The 18,360-nt window shown below is 41.5% G+C and carries 21 protein-coding genes; 14 read left to right on the top strand and 7 right to left on the bottom strand.

Features of this window, described 5'->3' with window-relative positions; genetic code table 11:
• Positions 1–488: 488 nt before the first annotated feature.
• On the bottom strand, positions 489–1,232 hold the full coding sequence (locus HMPREF1321_RS02570; protein WP_009421220.1) for a TIGR03915 family putative DNA repair protein: 744 nt from the start codon (positions 1,230–1,232) through the stop codon (positions 489–491).
• A gap of 211 nt (positions 1,233–1,443) precedes the next feature.
• Between HMPREF1321_RS02570 and dprA the strand changes: the two genes are divergently transcribed.
• The 4 genes from dprA (at position 1,444) to HMPREF1321_RS02550 (ending at position 5,584) form a co-directional block, all read left to right on the top strand.
• On the top strand, positions 1,444–2,538 hold the full coding sequence (gene dprA, locus HMPREF1321_RS02565) for a DNA-processing protein DprA (RefSeq protein ID WP_009421239.1): 1,095 nt from the start codon (positions 1,444–1,446) through the stop codon (positions 2,536–2,538).
• 18 nt (positions 2,539–2,556) lie between these two features.
• Positions 2,557–3,645: a DNA polymerase IV gene (gene dinB, locus HMPREF1321_RS02560; RefSeq protein WP_083832712.1), complete on the top strand. Its 1,089-nt coding sequence runs from the start codon at positions 2,557–2,559 to the stop codon at positions 3,643–3,645.
• Between the two features lie 266 nt (positions 3,646–3,911).
• Positions 3,912–4,880, top strand: a complete 969-nt coding sequence (locus HMPREF1321_RS02555; RefSeq protein ID WP_009421214.1) for a DUF438 domain-containing protein — start codon at positions 3,912–3,914, stop codon at positions 4,878–4,880.
• Positions 4,880–5,584: a class I SAM-dependent methyltransferase gene (locus HMPREF1321_RS02550; protein WP_009421201.1), complete on the top strand. Its 705-nt coding sequence runs from the start codon at positions 4,880–4,882 to the stop codon at positions 5,582–5,584. Before HMPREF1321_RS02555 ends, HMPREF1321_RS02550 begins: the two co-directional genes overlap by 1 nt.
• 47 nt (positions 5,585–5,631) lie before the next feature.
• Here the strand turns inward: HMPREF1321_RS02550 and HMPREF1321_RS02545 are convergent, their stop codons facing one another.
• The 5 genes from HMPREF1321_RS02545 to HMPREF1321_RS02525 form a co-directional block, all read right to left on the bottom strand.
• Positions 5,632–6,264 carry a 7-carboxy-7-deazaguanine synthase QueE gene (locus HMPREF1321_RS02545; protein WP_009421234.1) on the bottom strand — a complete coding sequence of 211 codons (633 nt, stop codon included), beginning with the start codon at positions 6,262–6,264 and terminating at the stop codon, positions 5,632–5,634.
• Between the two features lie 3 nt (positions 6,265–6,267).
• Positions 6,268–7,680, bottom strand: coding sequence for an SPOR domain-containing protein (locus HMPREF1321_RS02540; RefSeq protein WP_009421235.1), 1,413 nt, complete (start codon positions 7,678–7,680; stop codon positions 6,268–6,270).
• A complete protein-coding gene (locus HMPREF1321_RS02535; RefSeq protein ID WP_009421229.1) occupies positions 7,677–8,639 on the bottom strand; it encodes a Gfo/Idh/MocA family protein in 963 nt (320 codons plus the stop codon). Before HMPREF1321_RS02535 ends, HMPREF1321_RS02540 begins: the two co-directional genes overlap by 4 nt.
• A gap of 1 nt (position 8,640) precedes the next feature.
• Positions 8,641–9,609: a tryptophan--tRNA ligase gene (gene trpS, locus HMPREF1321_RS02530; RefSeq protein WP_009421238.1), complete on the bottom strand. Its 969-nt coding sequence runs from the start codon at positions 9,607–9,609 to the stop codon at positions 8,641–8,643.
• A gap of 679 nt (positions 9,610–10,288) precedes the next feature.
• Positions 10,289–11,119, bottom strand: coding sequence for a S24 family peptidase (locus HMPREF1321_RS02525; RefSeq protein ID WP_009421170.1), 831 nt, complete (start codon positions 11,117–11,119; stop codon positions 10,289–10,291).
• A gap of 556 nt (positions 11,120–11,675) precedes the next feature.
• Here HMPREF1321_RS02525 and HMPREF1321_RS11400 point away from each other — a divergent pair.
• From HMPREF1321_RS11400 to HMPREF1321_RS02510, 4 genes are all read left to right on the top strand, one after another.
• On the top strand, positions 11,676–11,873 hold the full coding sequence (locus HMPREF1321_RS11400) for a hypothetical protein (RefSeq protein ID WP_009421225.1): 198 nt from the start codon (positions 11,676–11,678) through the stop codon (positions 11,871–11,873).
• Positions 11,874–11,961: 88 nt separating this feature from the next.
• The gene (locus tag HMPREF1321_RS02520) at positions 11,962–12,240 is read left to right on the top strand and encodes a hypothetical protein (RefSeq protein WP_009421194.1); all 279 of its coding nucleotides are present in this window, start codon (positions 11,962–11,964) and stop codon (positions 12,238–12,240) included.
• 186 nt (positions 12,241–12,426) lie between these two features.
• Positions 12,427–12,936 (top strand): host-nuclease inhibitor Gam family protein, encoded by a 510-nt coding sequence (locus HMPREF1321_RS02515; protein WP_009421209.1) that lies wholly within the window; start codon positions 12,427–12,429, stop codon positions 12,934–12,936.
• A 124-nt stretch (positions 12,937–13,060) separates the two neighbouring features.
• Positions 13,061–13,264, top strand: coding sequence for a hypothetical protein (locus HMPREF1321_RS02510; protein WP_009421185.1), 204 nt, complete (start codon positions 13,061–13,063; stop codon positions 13,262–13,264).
• A 21-nt stretch (positions 13,265–13,285) separates the two neighbouring features.
• Here HMPREF1321_RS02510 and HMPREF1321_RS02505 read toward each other — a convergent pair whose 3' ends face one another.
• Entirely contained in the window at positions 13,286–13,558 is a 273-nt protein-coding gene (locus HMPREF1321_RS02505) for a hypothetical protein (protein WP_009418684.1), read from the bottom strand.
• Between the two features lie 228 nt (positions 13,559–13,786).
• Between HMPREF1321_RS02505 and HMPREF1321_RS02500 the strand changes: the two genes are divergently transcribed.
• From HMPREF1321_RS02500 to HMPREF1321_RS02480, 6 genes are all read left to right on the top strand, one after another.
• Positions 13,787–14,350 (top strand): hypothetical protein, encoded by a 564-nt coding sequence (locus HMPREF1321_RS02500; protein WP_009421186.1) that lies wholly within the window; start codon positions 13,787–13,789, stop codon positions 14,348–14,350.
• A gap of 134 nt (positions 14,351–14,484) precedes the next feature.
• Positions 14,485–15,657, top strand: coding sequence for a DUF2586 family protein (locus tag HMPREF1321_RS02495; protein ID WP_034575530.1), 1,173 nt, complete (start codon positions 14,485–14,487; stop codon positions 15,655–15,657).
• A gap of 106 nt (positions 15,658–15,763) precedes the next feature.
• Complete coding sequence (locus HMPREF1321_RS02490; RefSeq protein WP_009421222.1) at positions 15,764–16,180, top strand: hypothetical protein; 417 nt, start codon at positions 15,764–15,766, stop codon at positions 16,178–16,180.
• 80 nt (positions 16,181–16,260) lie between these two features.
• Complete coding sequence (locus tag HMPREF1321_RS02485) at positions 16,261–16,551, top strand: hypothetical protein (protein ID WP_009411050.1); 291 nt, start codon at positions 16,261–16,263, stop codon at positions 16,549–16,551.
• A 32-nt stretch (positions 16,552–16,583) separates the two neighbouring features.
• Positions 16,584–16,721: a hypothetical protein gene (locus tag HMPREF1321_RS11975; protein ID WP_009421197.1), complete on the top strand. Its 138-nt coding sequence runs from the start codon at positions 16,584–16,586 to the stop codon at positions 16,719–16,721.
• Positions 16,722–16,745: 24 nt separating this feature from the next.
• Positions 16,746–18,359 (top strand): tape measure protein, encoded by a 1,614-nt coding sequence (locus HMPREF1321_RS02480; RefSeq protein WP_034575528.1) that lies wholly within the window; start codon positions 16,746–16,748, stop codon positions 18,357–18,359.
• Position 18,360 lies beyond the last annotated feature (1 nt).

Genomic DNA, 18,360 nt, shown 5'->3' with positions numbered 1-18,360 from the left:
AGAAGTCTCCGAATAGGAGAGTATGTGATCGGGGTGAGGATTCTTTTTCTTTCGCCTCGAAACCCTGTTTTTGGCGTTTTTAGCGTTGTTGTATTATAGTAAGAATCAACTATTTATATACCCTTTCTATACCAATCGTCCAAGATTCGTATAAGCTTCCTATAAGCTCTCTATAAGCTACCCACACCCTTCTTACACCCTTTTTTCATCAAAAAACCTCTTAGTCTCTTTCTGAAAATCTTCGTTTCCTTCCGATAGCTCAGAAGTCTCACATTTAGGGGTATACACTTTGCCAAAGTTTCAAACTTTGGCAAAGTTGATGTTCCAAAAAAGTTACTTCTCCCATTTTCTCATTTTCTAATTCTCTCATTTTCTAATTTCCTCATTCCCCTCCTAATGCCTAGGGCCTAAGTCCTCAACTCTTTTTTAACGGTGGCAAAAGTAGTAAATAGAGTCGAACTACACAAATTATTTTGAAAGAAACTAAATTACACTTCCGGTAAGTACTGCCAATAGCGCTTCGGCATATTCCTCAGTTGGTATTTTGCATTCTTGCGCTCGGCTATGTTAATATGCTGAAAATAAGTTTTCCAAAGTGTTTTATAAGCATCAGCAGTAGCCGGAGTAAGCACTCCAAAATGCTTATCCGCAGGAGTAAAAGGCAACACCTCGTGTAGATTGTAAATAAAACCATACCCCCGTTCAGGGTCGTAGAGTACCCACTGTTGATCAGAAAAACGTGTTTTGAAATGAGGAACAACCAGAGGCAACACGTCATACTCAGGTACTATTTTGGCAAAGTAAAGTTCGCCTACCTTTTCAAAGCGCACAAACTCTTTCATTCGGTGCACTTCACGTCCCACACTCTTAGCCGCTTTGTGTATAGAGGCAATAGCCCTATGGGCAAAGTTCTCCAACACTTTTCCCTCAGGGTATTTCACCATCAGTCTAATAGCCTCCAATAAGTAGTCTTCCATATGCGTTTCTTCCGATAAGAAAGCCCTTAGCACAATCGCCACCCCTTCTTTACCCCAACACAGTTCTATTTTGGTAAGCACCCGTTGCGCTTTATTAGCATTGGTATACACTGTTTCCTCCTCACCAAAAAGCAAAGGCGCAAACCGATGTCTCGCTACAATAGTCACCTCGTTGTAACGATACTCAAAAACAGCAAATACCGCTGTGAGGAACCCCTCAAAAGTACTGTCGTATACCAAATGTTTCAAAGCCAAATACAGTTAAATACGCAAAAGCCCGCAAATATACTTCTTTTTTTATTTTAAAGAGAGAATATTACAAAAACATTCGTGTACAATCACCGTCCCCACATTCCTCCTTTGTAGCTTGTCCCCCTCGCCTTTGGAGAGGGGGAACGGGGGTGAGGAAAATTATATCCATTTCAAAAAATATTTATACCTTTGCACTACGCATTAATACTTTATTATGAAAGACGATTTGTTGTATCTTATTGCCTTAAAGAAAATCCCTCTCATAGGCGATATAACAGCCAAGAAACTCATCTCACACTTTGGAAGTGCTCAAAACGTATTCGCTCAACCCAAAAGTGCCTTAGAGAAGGTAACAGGTATTGGCTCTAAGATTACTCAAAACATACTCAGTGCTCGGTGTTTGCACGAAGCAGAAACCGAATTGCAATTCACTCAAAAGCAAAACATCAGCATTATAACCTATACCGATGAACAGTATCCCTCCTCACTCAAACAATGTGTAGACAGCCCAATACTGTTTTACCAAAAAGGAAATATCCACTTGCAAAATAAACGACTGCTCAGTATTGTAGGCACTCGCAATATTACCAGCTATGGCACAGCTTTTTGCGAAAAACTCATCGAAGAACTCGCCTCGTTAGATGTGGTAATCGTCAGTGGGTATGCCTACGGAGTAGATATTACCGCCCATAAGGCAGCGATGAAACACCGCCTACAAACGGTGGCTTGTCTTGCCCACGGACTCAATACTATCTACCCCGCTACTCATAGCAAGTATTGTGAAGCAATGGAAGAAAACGGCGGTTTCATCACCGATTTCAGTAGCCAGAGTCCCTTCGATAGAAAGAATTTCCTCAGCCGTAATCGCATTATCGCAGGGCTTTCACAGGCGACCGTAGTTGTTGAGTCCGGACTAAAAGGCGGTAGCTTAGTCACTGCCGATATAGCTTTCTCCTACAACCGCGAAGTATTTGCCGTGCCAGGGCGCACCACCGACCCGTATAGTATGGGGTGCAATGAACTGATACGCAACGGTAAAGCAACCCTACTCACCTCATCCAAAGACCTCATTTACCAATTAGGTTGGGATACCCCAGCCCCAAAAGCCGTACAGCAAGAACTTTTTGTAACTCTTTCTCCTGAGGAAGAAACTATTAGCGCATTTCTCAAAACCAATGGTAAACAAAGTTTAGACGAGCTCGCCTTGGGGTGCCAAATGCCCATCTACCAACTCTCCAATCTCCTCTTTCAAATGGAAATCAAAGGAGTGATAAAACCCCTCCCAGGCAAGAGGTTTGAAGCAATCTAATTACTGAATCCTAATCCCTTGAACAGAAAAATTATACATATCGATATGGACGCCTTCTATGCTTCGGTAGAACAGCTCGACTACCCCGAACTGCGCGGAAAAGCAATTGCAGTAGGCGGAGGGGAACCACGCGGTGTGGTAGCTACTGCCAGCTATGAGGCGCGCAAGTTTGGGGTGCGCAGTGCTATTAGCGGGGCGCAAGCGCGCAAACTGTGTCCACATCTCATTTTTGTAAAACCTCGATTCGAGCGCTACAAGCAAATATCGATGCAAATACGGGCTATTTTCCACGAATATACTGATTTGGTCGAACCTCTTTCCCTTGATGAAGCTTACTTAGACGTAACCGTAAACAAAAAGGGCAACCCTTCGGCTACCCTTATCGCCCAAGAGATTCGCCAACGCATCTTCCAACAAACCGGACTCACGGCTTCGGCAGGCATTTCGGTAAATAAGTTTATCGCTAAAATCGCCAGCGACTACCGTAAGCCCAACGGACAAACCACCATCACCGAATCCGAAGTGCAAAATTTTTTAGACAGACTCGATGTGCGCAAGTTCTACGGTATAGGCAAAGTAACAGCCGAGAAGATGTACCAGCTGGGGATATTTAAAGGGAGGAACTTGCGCGAGAAATCATTGGAGTTCTTAGAGCGGAATTTTGGTAATAGTGGCAATTATTACTACGAACTCGCACGAGGCATTCACCGCAGTGAGGTACAACCTTTCAGAATACGCAAATCAGTAGGTGCAGAAGAAACTTTTGCCGAGAACCTCACCAGCGAGGTGTATATGCTACGCGAACTCGACCATATAGCCGAAGACGTAGCCCGTCGTCTTGACAAACAGCAAGTAGCCGGCAAAACCGTTACCCTGAAAATCAAATACAGTAACTTTACGGTGCAAACGCGCAGTAAAACCCTTAAAGATTTCATAAGTAGTAAAGACGACATACTCTTGCACATCAAAGAACTGCTCTATCAAGAACGCCCCGCCGAATCAGTACGACTCTTAGGTATCTCGCTTTCTCACCTCAACAACGAACCCGAAAAAGAAGAAGTAAAGAAGCTGATGTACATACAACTAAAACTAGAATTCCCAGATTGATAAGAAAGAGTTATCACTATACCTCTAACTTGTCCGATTTGCTCAATAAGTCTGACTTATCAAAAAAACATTTTTTCACTACTCATTTGCTAATTCTCTCACTTATTAATTTCCCGCCCGTCGTGCTACGACTGCCTGTGCGGCTCGCACCTTTGGCAAAATTAATGTTCCAAAAAGTTACTTCCCCCATTTTCTCATTCTCTCATTTCCAAATTTTCTAATTTCCTAATTATTTCATACCTTTGCGTCCTAAAATAAAATCATTTATGGAACAAACTTTACCCGCAGGACACCCCGTGCATACCTATATGCTTGAAGCTGAACTTATTTACTCACTTATGGACGAGTTGCTCAGCATAGACCCTCATACCGATTATCAGAAATTCTACAACGTGTTTAATCATTTGGCAACGGTAGAAAAACACTTTGCTCGCAAAGAAAACCAGCTCTTCCCTTTCTTGGAAAAACGTGGCTGGACGAATCCTTCACAGAATATGTGGTCTTTCCACGACACCATTCGCGATATCTTCCGTTTGGTACGCAAAAACTTAGAAGAAAAAGACCTTGATGCGGCGCAAACCAATGTGCGCTATATCGAAGATAACTTAGGTCGTTTGCTAAATGTAGAAGCGAATATCCTGTTCCCTAACGCCTTGCAATTACTCACCGAAGAAGATTGGATTGAAATGCGCAAAGGCGAAGAGGAAATAGGTTGGATGCTGAAAGAAGAACCTGCACCTTACCCTAATAGCAACCCCGGCGAACCGGTGTATGTACACCCTTCAATGGATACGGAACGCCGCACCGATGTTAAATTTGATGATGCTGCTGCTCATTACGACGAGGGGTATATGACTGTTGAACAGGTAAACCTCTTGCTCAAAACTCTCCCTATTGATATCACTTTTGTAGATGAACACGACCGCGTGATTTTCTACAACCGCGGTGAGGAACGTGTATTCCCTCGCAGTGCTGGTATTATAGGGCGCGAAGTGAAGTTCTGTCACCCTCCTAAGAGCGTGGGCACGGTGCTTAAAATCGTAGAGAACTTCAAGGCAGGTACTCAAAACGAAGCTAATTTCTGGTTCAATTATCGCGGTCGCCTTATCTATGTGCGTTATTTTGCTGTACGCGATAAAGAAAAGAACTACAAAGGCGTGATTGAAATGTCGCAAGATATTACCGATATTCAAAAAATAGAAGGCGAACGCCGTTTATTGGAGTGGGATAACTAATGAAAGACTTATTTGGACAAGCTATTTTAGATTATCAGCAAGGGCAATACACCGAAGATATTAAAACGGAAACTACTATTTCCGAAGAAGATGTATTGCCCTTGCCTTATTTGTTTCGCTCTTTTGAACAGATGCCTGCGTTAGAGCAAAAAGCCCTACAAATGGCGAAAGGTAAAGTATTGGAAGTGGGGTGTGGAGGAGGCTCTCACGGACTCTATTTGCAGAACGAGCGCAAGCTTGAAGTACATTCTATCGACCTATCACCTAAGGCTATTGAAGCGTGCCTGTTGAGAGGTTTACGCAATGCCAAAGTGCAGAATATATTGGAAACAACAGGGCAGTACGACACCATTCTCTTACTGATGAATGGTGCAGGTATGTGTGGACGATTGAAACAAATGGGTGCTTTTTATGCTCATCTGAAAACACTCTTAGCTCCACACGGACAAATCCTCACTGATTCTTCTGATATTATCTATATGTTCGATGAGAACCCCGATGGCAGTTATGATATACCGCTCTATTTCGATTATTACGGAGAAGTAGATTATGTGGTGAAGTATAAAGGTCGAAAAGAAAAGCCCTTTCCCTGGATGTATGTAGATTACAACACTTTACAAAACGTAGCAATTTCAGTAGGCTTACAATGCGAACTCATCGCCGAAGGAGAACACTTTAATTACCTTGCAAAATTAGCAAATTAGCAAAATGATTGGGTAGCTTCACATTTTCTAATTACCTCATTTTTTAATTATCTAATGTCAAGGTATTTATGCATTTGTAAAGAGGCTTTCCACTGAGGATGTGCCATTACGTAATTTACAATTTTAGGCATTACCTCAGCGCGTTTGCTCCACTCGGGTTGGAGGTAAAGTAAGCACTCAGGCGATACTTGTGCTGCCATTTCTTCGGCAAAAATAAAATCGTGATTGTTATAGATTACCATTTTGAGCTCATTAGCTTTTTGAAGAACGTCTCCTACGGGACGTTTTATTTTTTTAGGCGATAGGCATATCCAATCCCAAGAGCCTGATAACGGGTGTGCTCCTGAGGTCTCTATATGAGTGCGTGCACCTCCTGCTTTCAGCTTTTCGGTAAGTAAAGTTAAGTTCCACATCAGTGGTTCACCGCCTGTAATAATGATAGTTTTGGAGTGTGCTAAGGCTTCGGCTACAATGGTATCTATGGGCACTAAGGGGTGAGCTTCGGCTTGCCAACTTTCCTTTACATCACACCAATGGCAACCCACATCACAACCACCTAAGCGAATGAAATAAGCTGCTGTTCCTTTGTAGAAACCTTCGCCTTGTAAGGTATAAAAAGCCTCCATCAGGGGGAGGAGTTCCCCCTTCTGCAAGGCTATCTGTGTATCTTTGTTTAGCATTTATTATTCGTAATTAGCCACATCTAATATCCACGGGTCGGGGATTTCGGTGTTTTCTCGTACTTCTTCTACCTTTTTCATAGCTTCGTCATAAGTATTATAACGGGCTATATAAATGTAGTTTAGTACTTGGTCTTTATTATAATACACTTGGGCATCATACCCCCATTTCTTCATTTCTTCTACCCGTTTGTTTACATTATTGAAGTTTAAGAAGACTCCCACTACCACATAATAACCCTGCTGAGTATCGCTGACTTTCAGTTTGCTTATTTTCGTTGAACGGTGTAATTGGGTAATCTCCTTCGGATTATTTTCTATCTCCAAAGCGGTAAGGAACAAATAATAGCGGTCGCGACTACGTGTATAACTCAAATCTAATGAATTGGTGTTGTTAGGAATGAGGTATTGATTGTCGTTTTTGATATCCATACGGAAGATATCAAAGCCCAAAGTGTTTTCGCTGTTAGGGGTGCGTGTTTTTACTACCTCATCGTTATTTGTAATGGCACTGCTAAAAAAGTTTTGATTAGGGCGCCATTTGCTTTCCAAAGAGGAGGTTTTACCGCTGGCAGGTACGCCAACAGCTACGTTATCACCTGCCATATTAAAGTCGCCTTCGAGGGCTACTCCCATAATACGTGTTTTAAAGTCGCCTGCCTCAGGGGTTTTAAATCCACTAAAAGTAAAGGTTTTGGAAGCCTGATTGGTAATAGCCGAAAAGCCATCGTAAGTAATGATTTTCTTTACATTGCTATCGGGGTTTTCGTATACTATTACTAACGCCCAGCCTGCTGCCGAACCACCTTCTATTTGCCCTAAAGCAGCTTTTACATTGGCTACGGTATAATCGCCTTCTATTTTAGTTGCCGGAGCTAAAAGATTGGTGATATTGGCGTAATACACATAAGGTGCTGAGTTTTTTAACTCATCGTCGGTGCGTCCGTCGTAAATGAGTTCACCAGCGATAGGGGTATAGGTATTGGTTTCGGGCATTTTCAATAGTACACTACTGGCGTCTTCTCTATTGGAATCAACAGGGATATTTTTATTACCTCTTAGGGTGCCCTTAGCATATGGATAGGTAGCCGACCAATACAAACCTGCATAAGCTACCTTTCCGCCTGTTCCTTCGTAAGAGAATTTGGCACTACTAGATGAAAACGTATTAGGGTCAGCATCGATATCGATGTATTGCATATCGAACTCGTCGTTGAGTTTAGCTTTCGAGCTACGGTCGTTATAAGGGTCGTTAGGGCTATTGCGTTTCTCTTTACGGTTAAGAATGTTATTCCCTATAATTTTGATATCCCCTTTGATAAAGGTTTCGTACCTAATGTTAAAATCGGTAGTAGATTGTGCTTTTAGGGAAAAAACGAGTCCCACACAAGCGAGCAATGTGATGATATGTTTCATAAACTTACTATTTTCTTGGCAATCCGGAGGGCTTCGGTGCCTTGTTCGAGAGTGACCATAGGGGTCGTATCGTTTACAATGGCATTGGCAAAGCTTTCGAGCTCGTCTAAGATAGCGTTGTTATTATGTATTTCAGGGTATTCGAAATAGATTTGACGGCGCTCTCCTTCTGCATTTTGGAGTATCATATCGAAGTCTCCTGGTACTTCTGGGGCGTCTTTCATCTTCACTACCTCTACTTTTTTCTCCAAAAAGTCTACGGATATATAAGCGTCTTTCTGGAAGAAACGGCTTTTGCGCATATTCTTCATAGAGATACGACTAGCAGTGATATTGGCTACACAACCGTTCTCAAACTCCAAGCGGGCATTAGTAATATCGGGGGAATGACTAATAACCATTGCACTACTTGCCGAAATGTGTTTTACCTTAGACTTTACGACGCTTAGGATTACATCGATATCGTGAATCATCAGGTCGAGTACTACGGGCACATCGGTACCACGAGGGTTGAACTCAGCTAAGCGGTGTGCCTCGATAAACATAGGGTTGTGAATTTGGTCGCGTACGGCAATAAAAGCCGGATTGAAACGCTCTACGTGTCCTACTTGTCCTTTCACGTGGTGTTCTTTGGCAAGAGCAATCATAGCTTCAGCCTCTTCTACTGTAGTAGCGATAGGTTTTTCGATAAAGAGGTGTTTGCCTGCTTTGATAATCTTTTCGGCACACATAAAATGGTTGAGGGTAGGGGTTACGACATCTACCATATCACATTCGGCGATGAGCGCATCTATACTATCGAAACGCTTGTAGCCAAACTCTTCGCTTACTTTTTTAGCGTTTGCTTCATCGGGGTCGTAGAATCCTACGAGTTCGTATTTTTCGGATTGGTTGAGCAATCGCAAATGTATCTTTCCTAAATGTCCTGCACCGAGGACGCCAGCTTTTAATTTTGTCATTTTAATATCCTATTTTGGCGCGTACCCTGCGCAAAGTTTCATCGGCTACACGGTGTGCTTTGGCAGCACCTTCTTTTAATATAGCATCGAGTTCGCTTAAATGCTGCATATAGTAAACATAGCGCTCGCGTGGGGTAGCAAATTTTTCTAATATCAGTTCGTAAAGGGTTTGTTTGGCTTGACCGAAGCCATAACCTCCTGCACGGTAAGCCTCTTCCATTGCTTGTATTTGCTCAGGAGAAGCTAACAGGCGGTAGAGCCTCATCACGTTGCAAGTATCGGTGTCTTTGGGTGCTTCCAAAGGAGTACTATCGGTTTGGATTGCCATTATTTGCTTGCGGAGTTGTTTTTCGGGTAAGAAAATATTGATGAAATTGTTGCGTGACTTGCTCATCTTTTCGCCGTCGGTACCTGGTATAATCATTATTTTCTCCTCTATTTTAGCTTGTGGCAATACGAAAGTTTCGCCCATTTGGTGATTGAAACGAGAAGCTACATCGCGGGTAATTTCGAGGTGTTGCAACTGGTCTTTGCCCACAGGTACGACCTCAGCATCATACAAGAGTATGTCGGCTGCCATTAGCATAGGGTAAGTGAAGAGCCCTGCATTTACGTCTTGCAGGTAGTCCATTTTGTCTTTAAATGAATGGGCGAGGGTGAGGCGTTGATAAGGGAAAAAACAAGCCAAGTACCACGAGAGTTCAGCGGTTTGGGGTACATCGCTCTGGCGGTAGAAGGTTACTTTATCAGTATCTAAACCGAAAGCTAACCAAGTGGCAGCAACGCTATAAGTGTTGGCGCGGAGTTGCGCACCGTCTTTTATTTGAGTAAGGGAGTGCATATCGGCGATGAACAGAAACGATTCGTTAGAAGGGTCTGATGCCATTTGCACTGCGGGGAGGATTGCTCCGAGGATATTCCCTAAGTGGGGAGTACCTGTACTTTGAATGCCTGTTAATACACGAGCCATTGTTTTATTAAAAGTTAATAAGTTAAGAAAGTGCAAAGGTATGAAATAATTAGGAAATGAGAAAATTAGAGAATTAGAGAATTAGGAAATTAGAGAATTAGGAAATGAGGCGTGAGTTTGAGTTAGAGGAATGAGGCTGTGCCTCAGAAATTAAACAAAATTTAAACAAAATCAAGGCTGCGCCTTGTAAACCAGCGGAGGTATTGTCAGTTTATTCAACTTTGGCAAAGGTGCGAGCCGCACAGACAGTCGTAGCACGATGAGCAGATTAATTAGTAAATTAGAAAATGAGAGAATTAGGGAATGAGGGATGGTTGATGGGTTCGAAAGATATCGGAGAAGTTCGAAAGAAGGAAGGGAGAGGTTTTGGTGAAAAAAGGGTGTAAGAAGGGTGGGGGTAGCTTATAGAGAGCTTATAGGAAGCTTATACGAATCTTGGACGATTGGTATAGAAAGGGTATATAAGTAGTTGATTTATACTGTGATACGACAAGGTTAAAAATGTTAAAAACGAGGTTTCGAGGCGAAAGAAAAGGGAATCCTCACCCCGTCCCTCTCCCAAGGAGAGGGGGAATGTAGTGACGAAAAAGGGAAGGTAATGTGTGCTCGTAGCACGATGGGCGGGTAGAAATTTGGCAAAGTGTAGGGCAAAAAAAATTCGCAAACCAATTCTGATAGGCTATAAAATAGGTTTGTTGTGATGCTCTAATTGTTCTACACGTTCGGTTAGGAACTGAACATTGGCTTCTAAATCGGCGATTTTTTGGTACTCAGGGATAGGGTCGAGGAACTCGAAAGAGAGGTGCATTTTACATTCCCATACTTCTTTAATATCTTCAGCTCTAACGGTAATATGCGGGTAGTCGCGATTATCGGATTTGCAATACAGACTACCATACTTTCTTATTTTGTTTAAAACCCGTTTTACAATCACTCCGTCGCGCTCTGTAACTACTACGCACACCCTGTTATCTGAGAGCCACTCCCAATTTTCGACGAATTGCCCTACCACATAACTGCCGTCTTGCAGGGTGGGGAACATCGAGAGTCCGTTTACTTGAAACATTCTGAAAGTGCCGTTTCGCATTTCGGGGAGGTTGTACATAGGGAGTTCTTTTATGTATTCGGGGTCTTCATAACCATTGAGATAGCCCGCTTGAGCGTATATAGGCACTAAGGGTATGGGGTTAAAAAGTTCGTCTTCTTCAACCACTATCACCTTGGGAGTTAAATCTCTTCCTTCTACTTTTAAAGGTTTGATAATTTCTACACGAGGAGTTTCGACAATCTCCTTGTTTTTTAACATAGGACCTTTACCTGTGAGTAACCATTCGTAATTTACTTCGAAAGTAGTAACAATTTTTTCTAAAACATTAAATTTAGGTTCTGTTCCAGCTATGTAATTTCTAATATTAGCCTCATTAACCCCTATTTTATTTGCAAAATCACTATTATTACCGTTGGAAAAATGGTCTACTAGTTCTTTTATACGAAAATTAATTGTACTCATAATCAATAATTTAAAAAATAATACGAAAAATAATTCGAAAAAAATTTGCGTATGTCGAAAATTTATTCGAATTTTGCACCGTAAAACAAAATGAATAAAATAATGAGCAAAAGTACAAAAAATTTATGGATAATCGACCTTATGGCAGTAGAAAAATTATTGTTGAGGGGAGGTTAGTTAAAAAATGTAGGATAGGAGGGAATTAGCAAATTAGCAGATTAAGGAATTAGCAAATTAGCAGATTAAGGAATTAGCAAATTAGCAGATTAAGGAATTAGCAAATTAGCAGATTTGGAAATTAGAAAATGAGAGAAGCGTACGAAATTATATTTTTAATGAAGAGCGCCTAAAAAAGGTAGAAATTGAAAACAAATTAGTTTCAAAATAAAAAAATCAGGGCTTTGCCTTGTAGAGAGGCAATTTAACGTAAGAAGACGTATGAAGTTTAAGGGATTATTAAAAAGAAATTTTGTAAAGTCGGCGAGTTAGTATTGCTGAGAATGTGACGATTGATTATTAGGGTTATAAATTGAATTAATATTAAAAATTAAAAACAATGAGAATACATTTAAATGAAGTCAGTGACTATGAGTATGTACAGCGCAAGCTCCGCGAGCAAGCGGTTGTGTTGTTAGAAAAAGCCAAAAGTTATCATCAGCCTGTGCGCTATTTGCCCAGAAGAGTTAGTGGGCATAAAGTAAACTGGTGGAGTGAGCTGAAAAAATATGGACGGCTTGTAGGGAATAGGCAATAGGCCTCAGGCCTTAGGCATTAGGAAAAGTGATGCAAAAGTGAATAGTGAATAGTAAAGTGAAAAAATAACAAATAACAAAAAAATTACAATGAATAGATTTTTAGAATATACCCAAGCGCTTGCTCTTGATAGTTTTTTGCAGGTGCTTACTTTTGAGGAACGACTACAAACCTCACAATACCGCGCAGGACGTACGAATGAGGTACCTGCTCGCGTGCAAGAACTACAAACGTGGGTGGAACAGAACGGTTGGTGTGCCCCCATCTTTAAATACGACGAAGAGCGACACCTGCTTTGGTTGGACGAGCAAAGGGAGTGGCAACCAGTAAGAAAGCACCCGCTTTATAAGGTAAAAGATAAAAGGTAAAGCCAGCGATGGGCTCACAGCTGGGTATGTGAGTAAAAGGTAAAGCTAGTGATGGGCTAAAGGTAAAGGTAGGGTAGGGGGGAGAATTTTAGGACTAGTAATACCAATCAAGGGTTGGATTAACAAATTGATTATGAACCTCTCTCTATTTACATTCAAAATTAACGATTAAAAAACAATACAAAAATGGCAAGAACAAAAAGAATAATCCCTACTGGGGTAACTAAAACACAAATGGAGAATGCTTTTTCTACTTATGCAAAGGCAGAGGCGCGAATGACTAAAATAAATGCGTTGATAGAGAAGCAAATTGCAGCTATACGCAATAAATACACGAATGAATTGGCGACTCTTAAAGAAATAAAAGACACCAATTTTGATGTGTTACAAGCCTATGCATTAGCAAATAAAGACAGTTTATTTGTCAAGAAGAAATCACTTGACAGTTTGCACGGTACCATAGGATTCCGCACAGGTACGCCGAAACTGAAAACGCTAAAAGGTTTTACGTGGAATACGGTAACAAACCTGCTGAAAGAATTTTTACCTGCTTATGTGCGCATAGCCGAAGAACCAGCTAAAGATAAGCTACTTGCCGAACGCAACAATGAGCAAATAGCTGACTTCTTTCCAAAAATAGGAGTAGTGGTGACTCAAGATGAGACTTTTTTTGTGGAAGTGAAGGGGGAAGCTTAGGTAATAGGCCCCAGGCCTCAGGCAATAGGGAGTGAGATGCAAAGGTGAAAAAAAAACTTTGGTAGAGTTTTAAAAAAGCTCTACCAAAGTTGGCAAAAAGTTTAACATTTAAAAAATGAAACATATGAAATGTGATAATACACAACAGCGCAAAGAACGCTTGCAAAAACGCAATGAAAAAGTGCGTCAACTTTTTGAAGAACTGAGTGCCAAGCACCCTCAGTGGAAGATAGATGCTCTTGTAGAGGAGGTGGCGAACATTATGTTTTTATCACCTCGTACTATTGTAGCAATACTTTCTTTTCAGGGCGGTTATGCCGAAAGATAGTCCCCACAAAAGGGAGAACTATTACTCTATCAGCAGTGAGCCCTGAGGGGTAAGGGTTACGTTTTTCACGGGTATACCGTCGTACTCCAATTGCTTTTTTACCTCAATAAGCATTTCGGTATAAAGGTCGTCGGCGAGCATTTGGGCAATACCCACCCCCACTTCGGGGTGCTCTTTCCACTGTCCTTTTTCGGCAGTAAGAATAGCTTTTTGATGTTGAGGCTCAGATAAGCCTACTTGAAAATCACCTTCAGCAAGGTGCAAATCGTTTTTGATTAAGAGTAAATCTTTCATTTTACACATTTGTTATTTGTTGATGGTGCAAAGGTCGTACATATAGATGAGGTAAGGAAAAAGACGTTCAACGCTTGTACCAAATTAGTACAATGGTTGGGGAAAATAAGTACAAGGCTTGTTTGCCGATTTTCAGAACTGAAAAAACCGCCGGAATTTTGCACCGTAAAACAAACGATAGAAGTGCACTTACAATTAAAATAATGTATAACAAAAAAAATTAAAGAAATGGGAAAAAGTAAATCAAACTATGCCATTACAGGGCTTAGTGGTAAAGTAGGGAAAGTGTTTGTATTTCGCCAACGCGGAGGAGAAACTATTGTCGCTACCCCTCCTTCACACACCAAAGCTCCCAGTGCCTCTCAGAAAGCACAACAAGAGAGATTTATACGCGCTTCGGCATATGCCAAAAACGCTTTGCAAGACCCTTCGCTAAAAGAGGATTATACAGCAGAGGCTAAAAAGCGCAGGAATGTATCGGCTTATAATATGGCGATGACTGACTATTTGCGCGCTCCTAAAATTACCCATATAGACCATTCAGGCTATACAGGTAGTGCCACAGGAGAGAAAATAATGATAGAGGCGGGCGATGCTTTTAAGGTCGTAGCTGTGAAAGTGCGTATTGAAGACCACGATGCTACTCTTGTGGAAGAAGGTAGCGCAACTCTTGTACAGGGCAAATGGGTGTACACCACTACGGTTACTAATCCTTCGCTTACAGGTGATAAAATAATAGTAACCGCTACTGACCGCCCTGGTAACAATTCTAAAAAAGAGGAAAGCCTTTAATGATTGATAGTTAATAGAGGACAGTTGTTTTTAGCTATTTTGCCTTTTTATTAGTAGAGTTACAATTAAGGATATAATAAGGGAGGGGTAGGGGGACATTTATTAAATAATTAACAAAAACACATAATTAAAAAATGGGATTACCAAAAGTATTATTTAACATTGCCAAGGATGGTATGAACCGTACAGGCAATAACATTCAAAAAGTTACTGGTCTTATTATTATAGGTAGTGGAGTAGCCAGTAAGGTAGAACTCGGGAAATCGTACCAAGTATTTTCCTTAAACGAAGCCGTAGCATTGGGTATTTCGGAGGCTGAAAACGCTTTTGCTTACAAGCATATTAAAGCATTTTACGACCAAGCTCCTACGGGTACACCTCTGTGGGTAATGCTCGTATCGGACGCTACGACTATGACTGCAATGCTTGACAAAGACGGTGCTTTTGCTCCAACTCTCATAGCTGATGCCAAAGGTGCTATTAGGGTATTGGGTGTGGTGAAAAAAGCAACTGGTAGCGAAACTATTGCTGCCGGCTTAGACACTGATGTACAAACAGCCGTAGTGAAAGCACAAGCTATTGCTGAGCATTTTGAAAAGAAGTATATGCCTTTTAGAGTAGTGGTATCGGGCAATAGCTGGAACGGCAAAGTAGCTGACCTTACTAATTTCTCGGAAAACGAACTCAACAAAGTGGCTTGCTTTATCGGTAATGACGATAAGGAGAAAGAAGCATCAGTAGGTTTGTTTTTAGGAAAAATGAGTGCTATACCCGTACAGCGCAAAATTCACCGCGTGAAGGACGGTAGTGTATTGCCATTGGTGGCTTATTTTACTGACGGGACTACTATTGACAGCAAAGCTGACCAGTGGGACGCCTTAGACGACAAAGGGTATATTTTCTTTCGTACCTTCGTAGGGCGTTCAGGCTACTATTTTTCAGGAGATAATACGCTTACCAAACCTACTGATGATTTTAAGAGTCTCAGTAGCGGATTGGTAATGGACAAGGCGTTACTTCTTGCTTATGGGGCTTTGGTAGAGGAATTGAGCGATGAGGTCTTGCTCTCAGAAGAGGGAAGCATTCACCCTGCTATTATTAAGAGTTGGCAAACCAAGTTGGAGAACACTTTGCAAAGCGAAATGGTTTCGAAAGGGGAGCTATCGGCAGTGAACATCAATATAGACCCTGAACAGAAGGTGTTGCAAACAGGTAAAGTGGTAGTAGGGCTAAAACTCCTTCCTGTGGGTTATGCTGATTTTATTGAGGTGAATATTGGTTTTACCACAAAGAAAGAAGAAAATTAGGTGTGAGGTCGTAGCACGACGGGCAGAGAATTAGCAAATTAGTCGTAGCACGACAGGCAGAGAATTAACAAATTAATAAATTAGTAGATTAATAAATTAGAAAAAAATGGGAACATTTAGTAGTAAACAGTATGCGTGGAGCGATGTTTCGATTGCCTTTGGAGGGCGTATTATTGCCGGGGTGACAGAAGTAGAATACACTGAGAAAAAAGAAAAATCGGCGCTTTACGGACGTGGGAGTAAACCTTTGAGCATTGTAAGAGGTAATCACAGTTTTGAGGGGAAGTTGAGCATTTGGCAAAGTGAATTGGAAGCAATGACGCGTGATGCCAAAAACAACGACATTCTGAACCTTAACTTCGACTTGGTTGTTGCTTACGTGCCCTCAGAAGGTGGACAAATAGTGACCGATATTCTCAAGAATGTGGAATTTACCGAAGTGAAAAAGGCAATGAAGCAGGGGGATAAAAATATGGTTGTAGAGCTTCCTATTATCTTCACTGATGTAAAACGCCAATCGTAGCAGTGAACCATAGTCGTAGCACGACAGGTGGGTGCGAGCCACATAGGCGGGGAAATTAGAAATTAGCAAATTGATAAAAAATGGACGTAACAAAAGAACAAATCAAACAATGGAAAGCGAAGTACAAAGAAGTATTTGTATTGCGAGTAGATGACAAAGTAGCATACTTGAGAACGCCTGACCGCGCTACCCTGAGTTATGCTTCGACATTGGCAACGAAAGACCCGATGAAGTTTAATGAGGCTATCCTTACTAACTGTTGGTTGGGAGGAGATGAAGAGATTAAGACTGATGATGCACTTTTCCTTTCGGCAAGTAGTAAGCTTGGCGAATTGATACAGATTAAAGAAGCTACCTTGGAAAAGCTTTAAGCAGTGCGGAAATTGACGAGCCTCGGGATTGGTTGCGTATTACCAATGCCTCACTGCGTTACTATATGCACATTGCCAATCCCGATGCCCTCAATGATACTGAGTGGGCTATGCGAGTGAAAGAACTGGAATGGATTCGCCAAAGGGAGAGTGAATCGTATGGAGAATAAAAAAGTAAAGAAAAAAGTTTATAAATGGCAGAAAATCCAAAAAACACGATATCTTCTTTCTTTGATCAGACTAAAAGGTTAAAGGAGGTGGTTAATAACATTATAGACCCTATCTCGTCTTTACAGAAAATATTTAAGCAAGGTTTTACGGCAGACACCCAAAAGATGAGTCTGGCTACTTTTGTGCAAGGTAATATGCAAAAGGCACAAGAAATACATCAGAATCTCACACAATACAGTGGGCAAACGGCTTATGAAGTACCATCGCTTGTGAAGGCTCAAGAGAGTTTGATGGGAGCAGGGTTGGTTCCTGAAGGAGCATTAGGAATGCTCAAACAAATAGGAGATGTTGCCTTGGGGGATAGCAAAAAGATAGAAATCTTAGCTACTGCCTTTGCCAAAGTGACCACACAAGGGAAATTGCAAGAAGCTACACTCACACAGATGCAACAGGCAGGATTTAATCCTTTGCAAGTGATAAGTGAGCGGACGGGCGAGACTATGACCTCTCTGCAAGAGCGAATGGACAAAGGAGGAATTTCGGCAAGAGAGTTGGCTGAGGCTTTCCGATGGGCAACTGATGCACAAGGAGATTTTTATCAAGGAGCTGAGAATGTGAACAGCACTCTACAAGGCAGGTTTACAGTTTTAATGGCTTCGATAGAATCTATAGCTGTAAAAGTATATGAGGTTATAAGTCCGTTGCTGATTCCGTTGGTAGCACTTTCTACGATGGTATTTGGTGCTTTGAATGAAGGATTGAGTTGGTTTATTCAAAAACTTCAAGAGGGGAACCCCATAATCCTTGGTATTGCAGGAGTGTTAGGAGTATTTATTACAGCTATCACATTGCATAACACTTATATGGCTATTGCTGCGGCGTGGCAGAACCGACTATCGTGGGCAGTAATTAAAACGAACTTAGCTTTTTTAGCTAATCCTATTGTATTGATTATAGCAGGCATCGTGGCACTTATTGCTATCATCACTTATTGTATTGTAGGTGTGAGCGGTTGGGGTAAAGCGTGGGATAACACTGTGCAAGGAATGAAATACTTGTGGGAAGCCTTTATTCTCACCTACAAAGCTCATTGGAATACGGCGGTCAATGCTTTTATGGCAGGTGTAGACCTCTGTAAGTTGGCTTGGTATAAGTTTAAAGAGGCTGTAGGTTTGGGAGATAGTAAAGAAAACCAAGCGATGATAAGCCAAATACAAAACGACTTGCAAGAACGTGCTAAATCGGTAGCAGAAGGCTATAAAAAAGCAGGTGAGGCAGGAGCTAAAGCAAAAGAATATTTTGGTAAAGCGTGGAACTCTTTGGAGTTTAAGAGCCTTTCGAGTGTGAAAGACGGGCTAATGGGCAAGTTAGGCATAGGGCAAACGGGACAGAAAACAAGTCCGTTAGCAACACCTATTGCCAGCACACCTTTTTCAGAGATGGGTAATAAAACCAAAGATAATATTGTAACAGGAGGTACCCGTCAAACGCATATCAACGTACAGATAGGCAACTTGGGCACGGATACCAAAGTGTACGTATCATCGGTACGGGAAGGAGTGGAAAACTTTGGGGCACAACTAAAAGAAGAGCTTTTGAGAATTGTGAACAGTGTAAACCAAATGCAAACAGTGTAAT

Source organism: Capnocytophaga sp. oral taxon 412 str. F0487 (genome assembly GCF_000271925.1).
Classification (GTDB): Bacteria; Bacteroidota; Bacteroidia; order Flavobacteriales; family Flavobacteriaceae; genus Capnocytophaga; species Capnocytophaga ochracea.
Note: the sequence above shows the minus strand (reverse complement) of the source record. Positions and strands in the feature narration are given on the sequence as shown.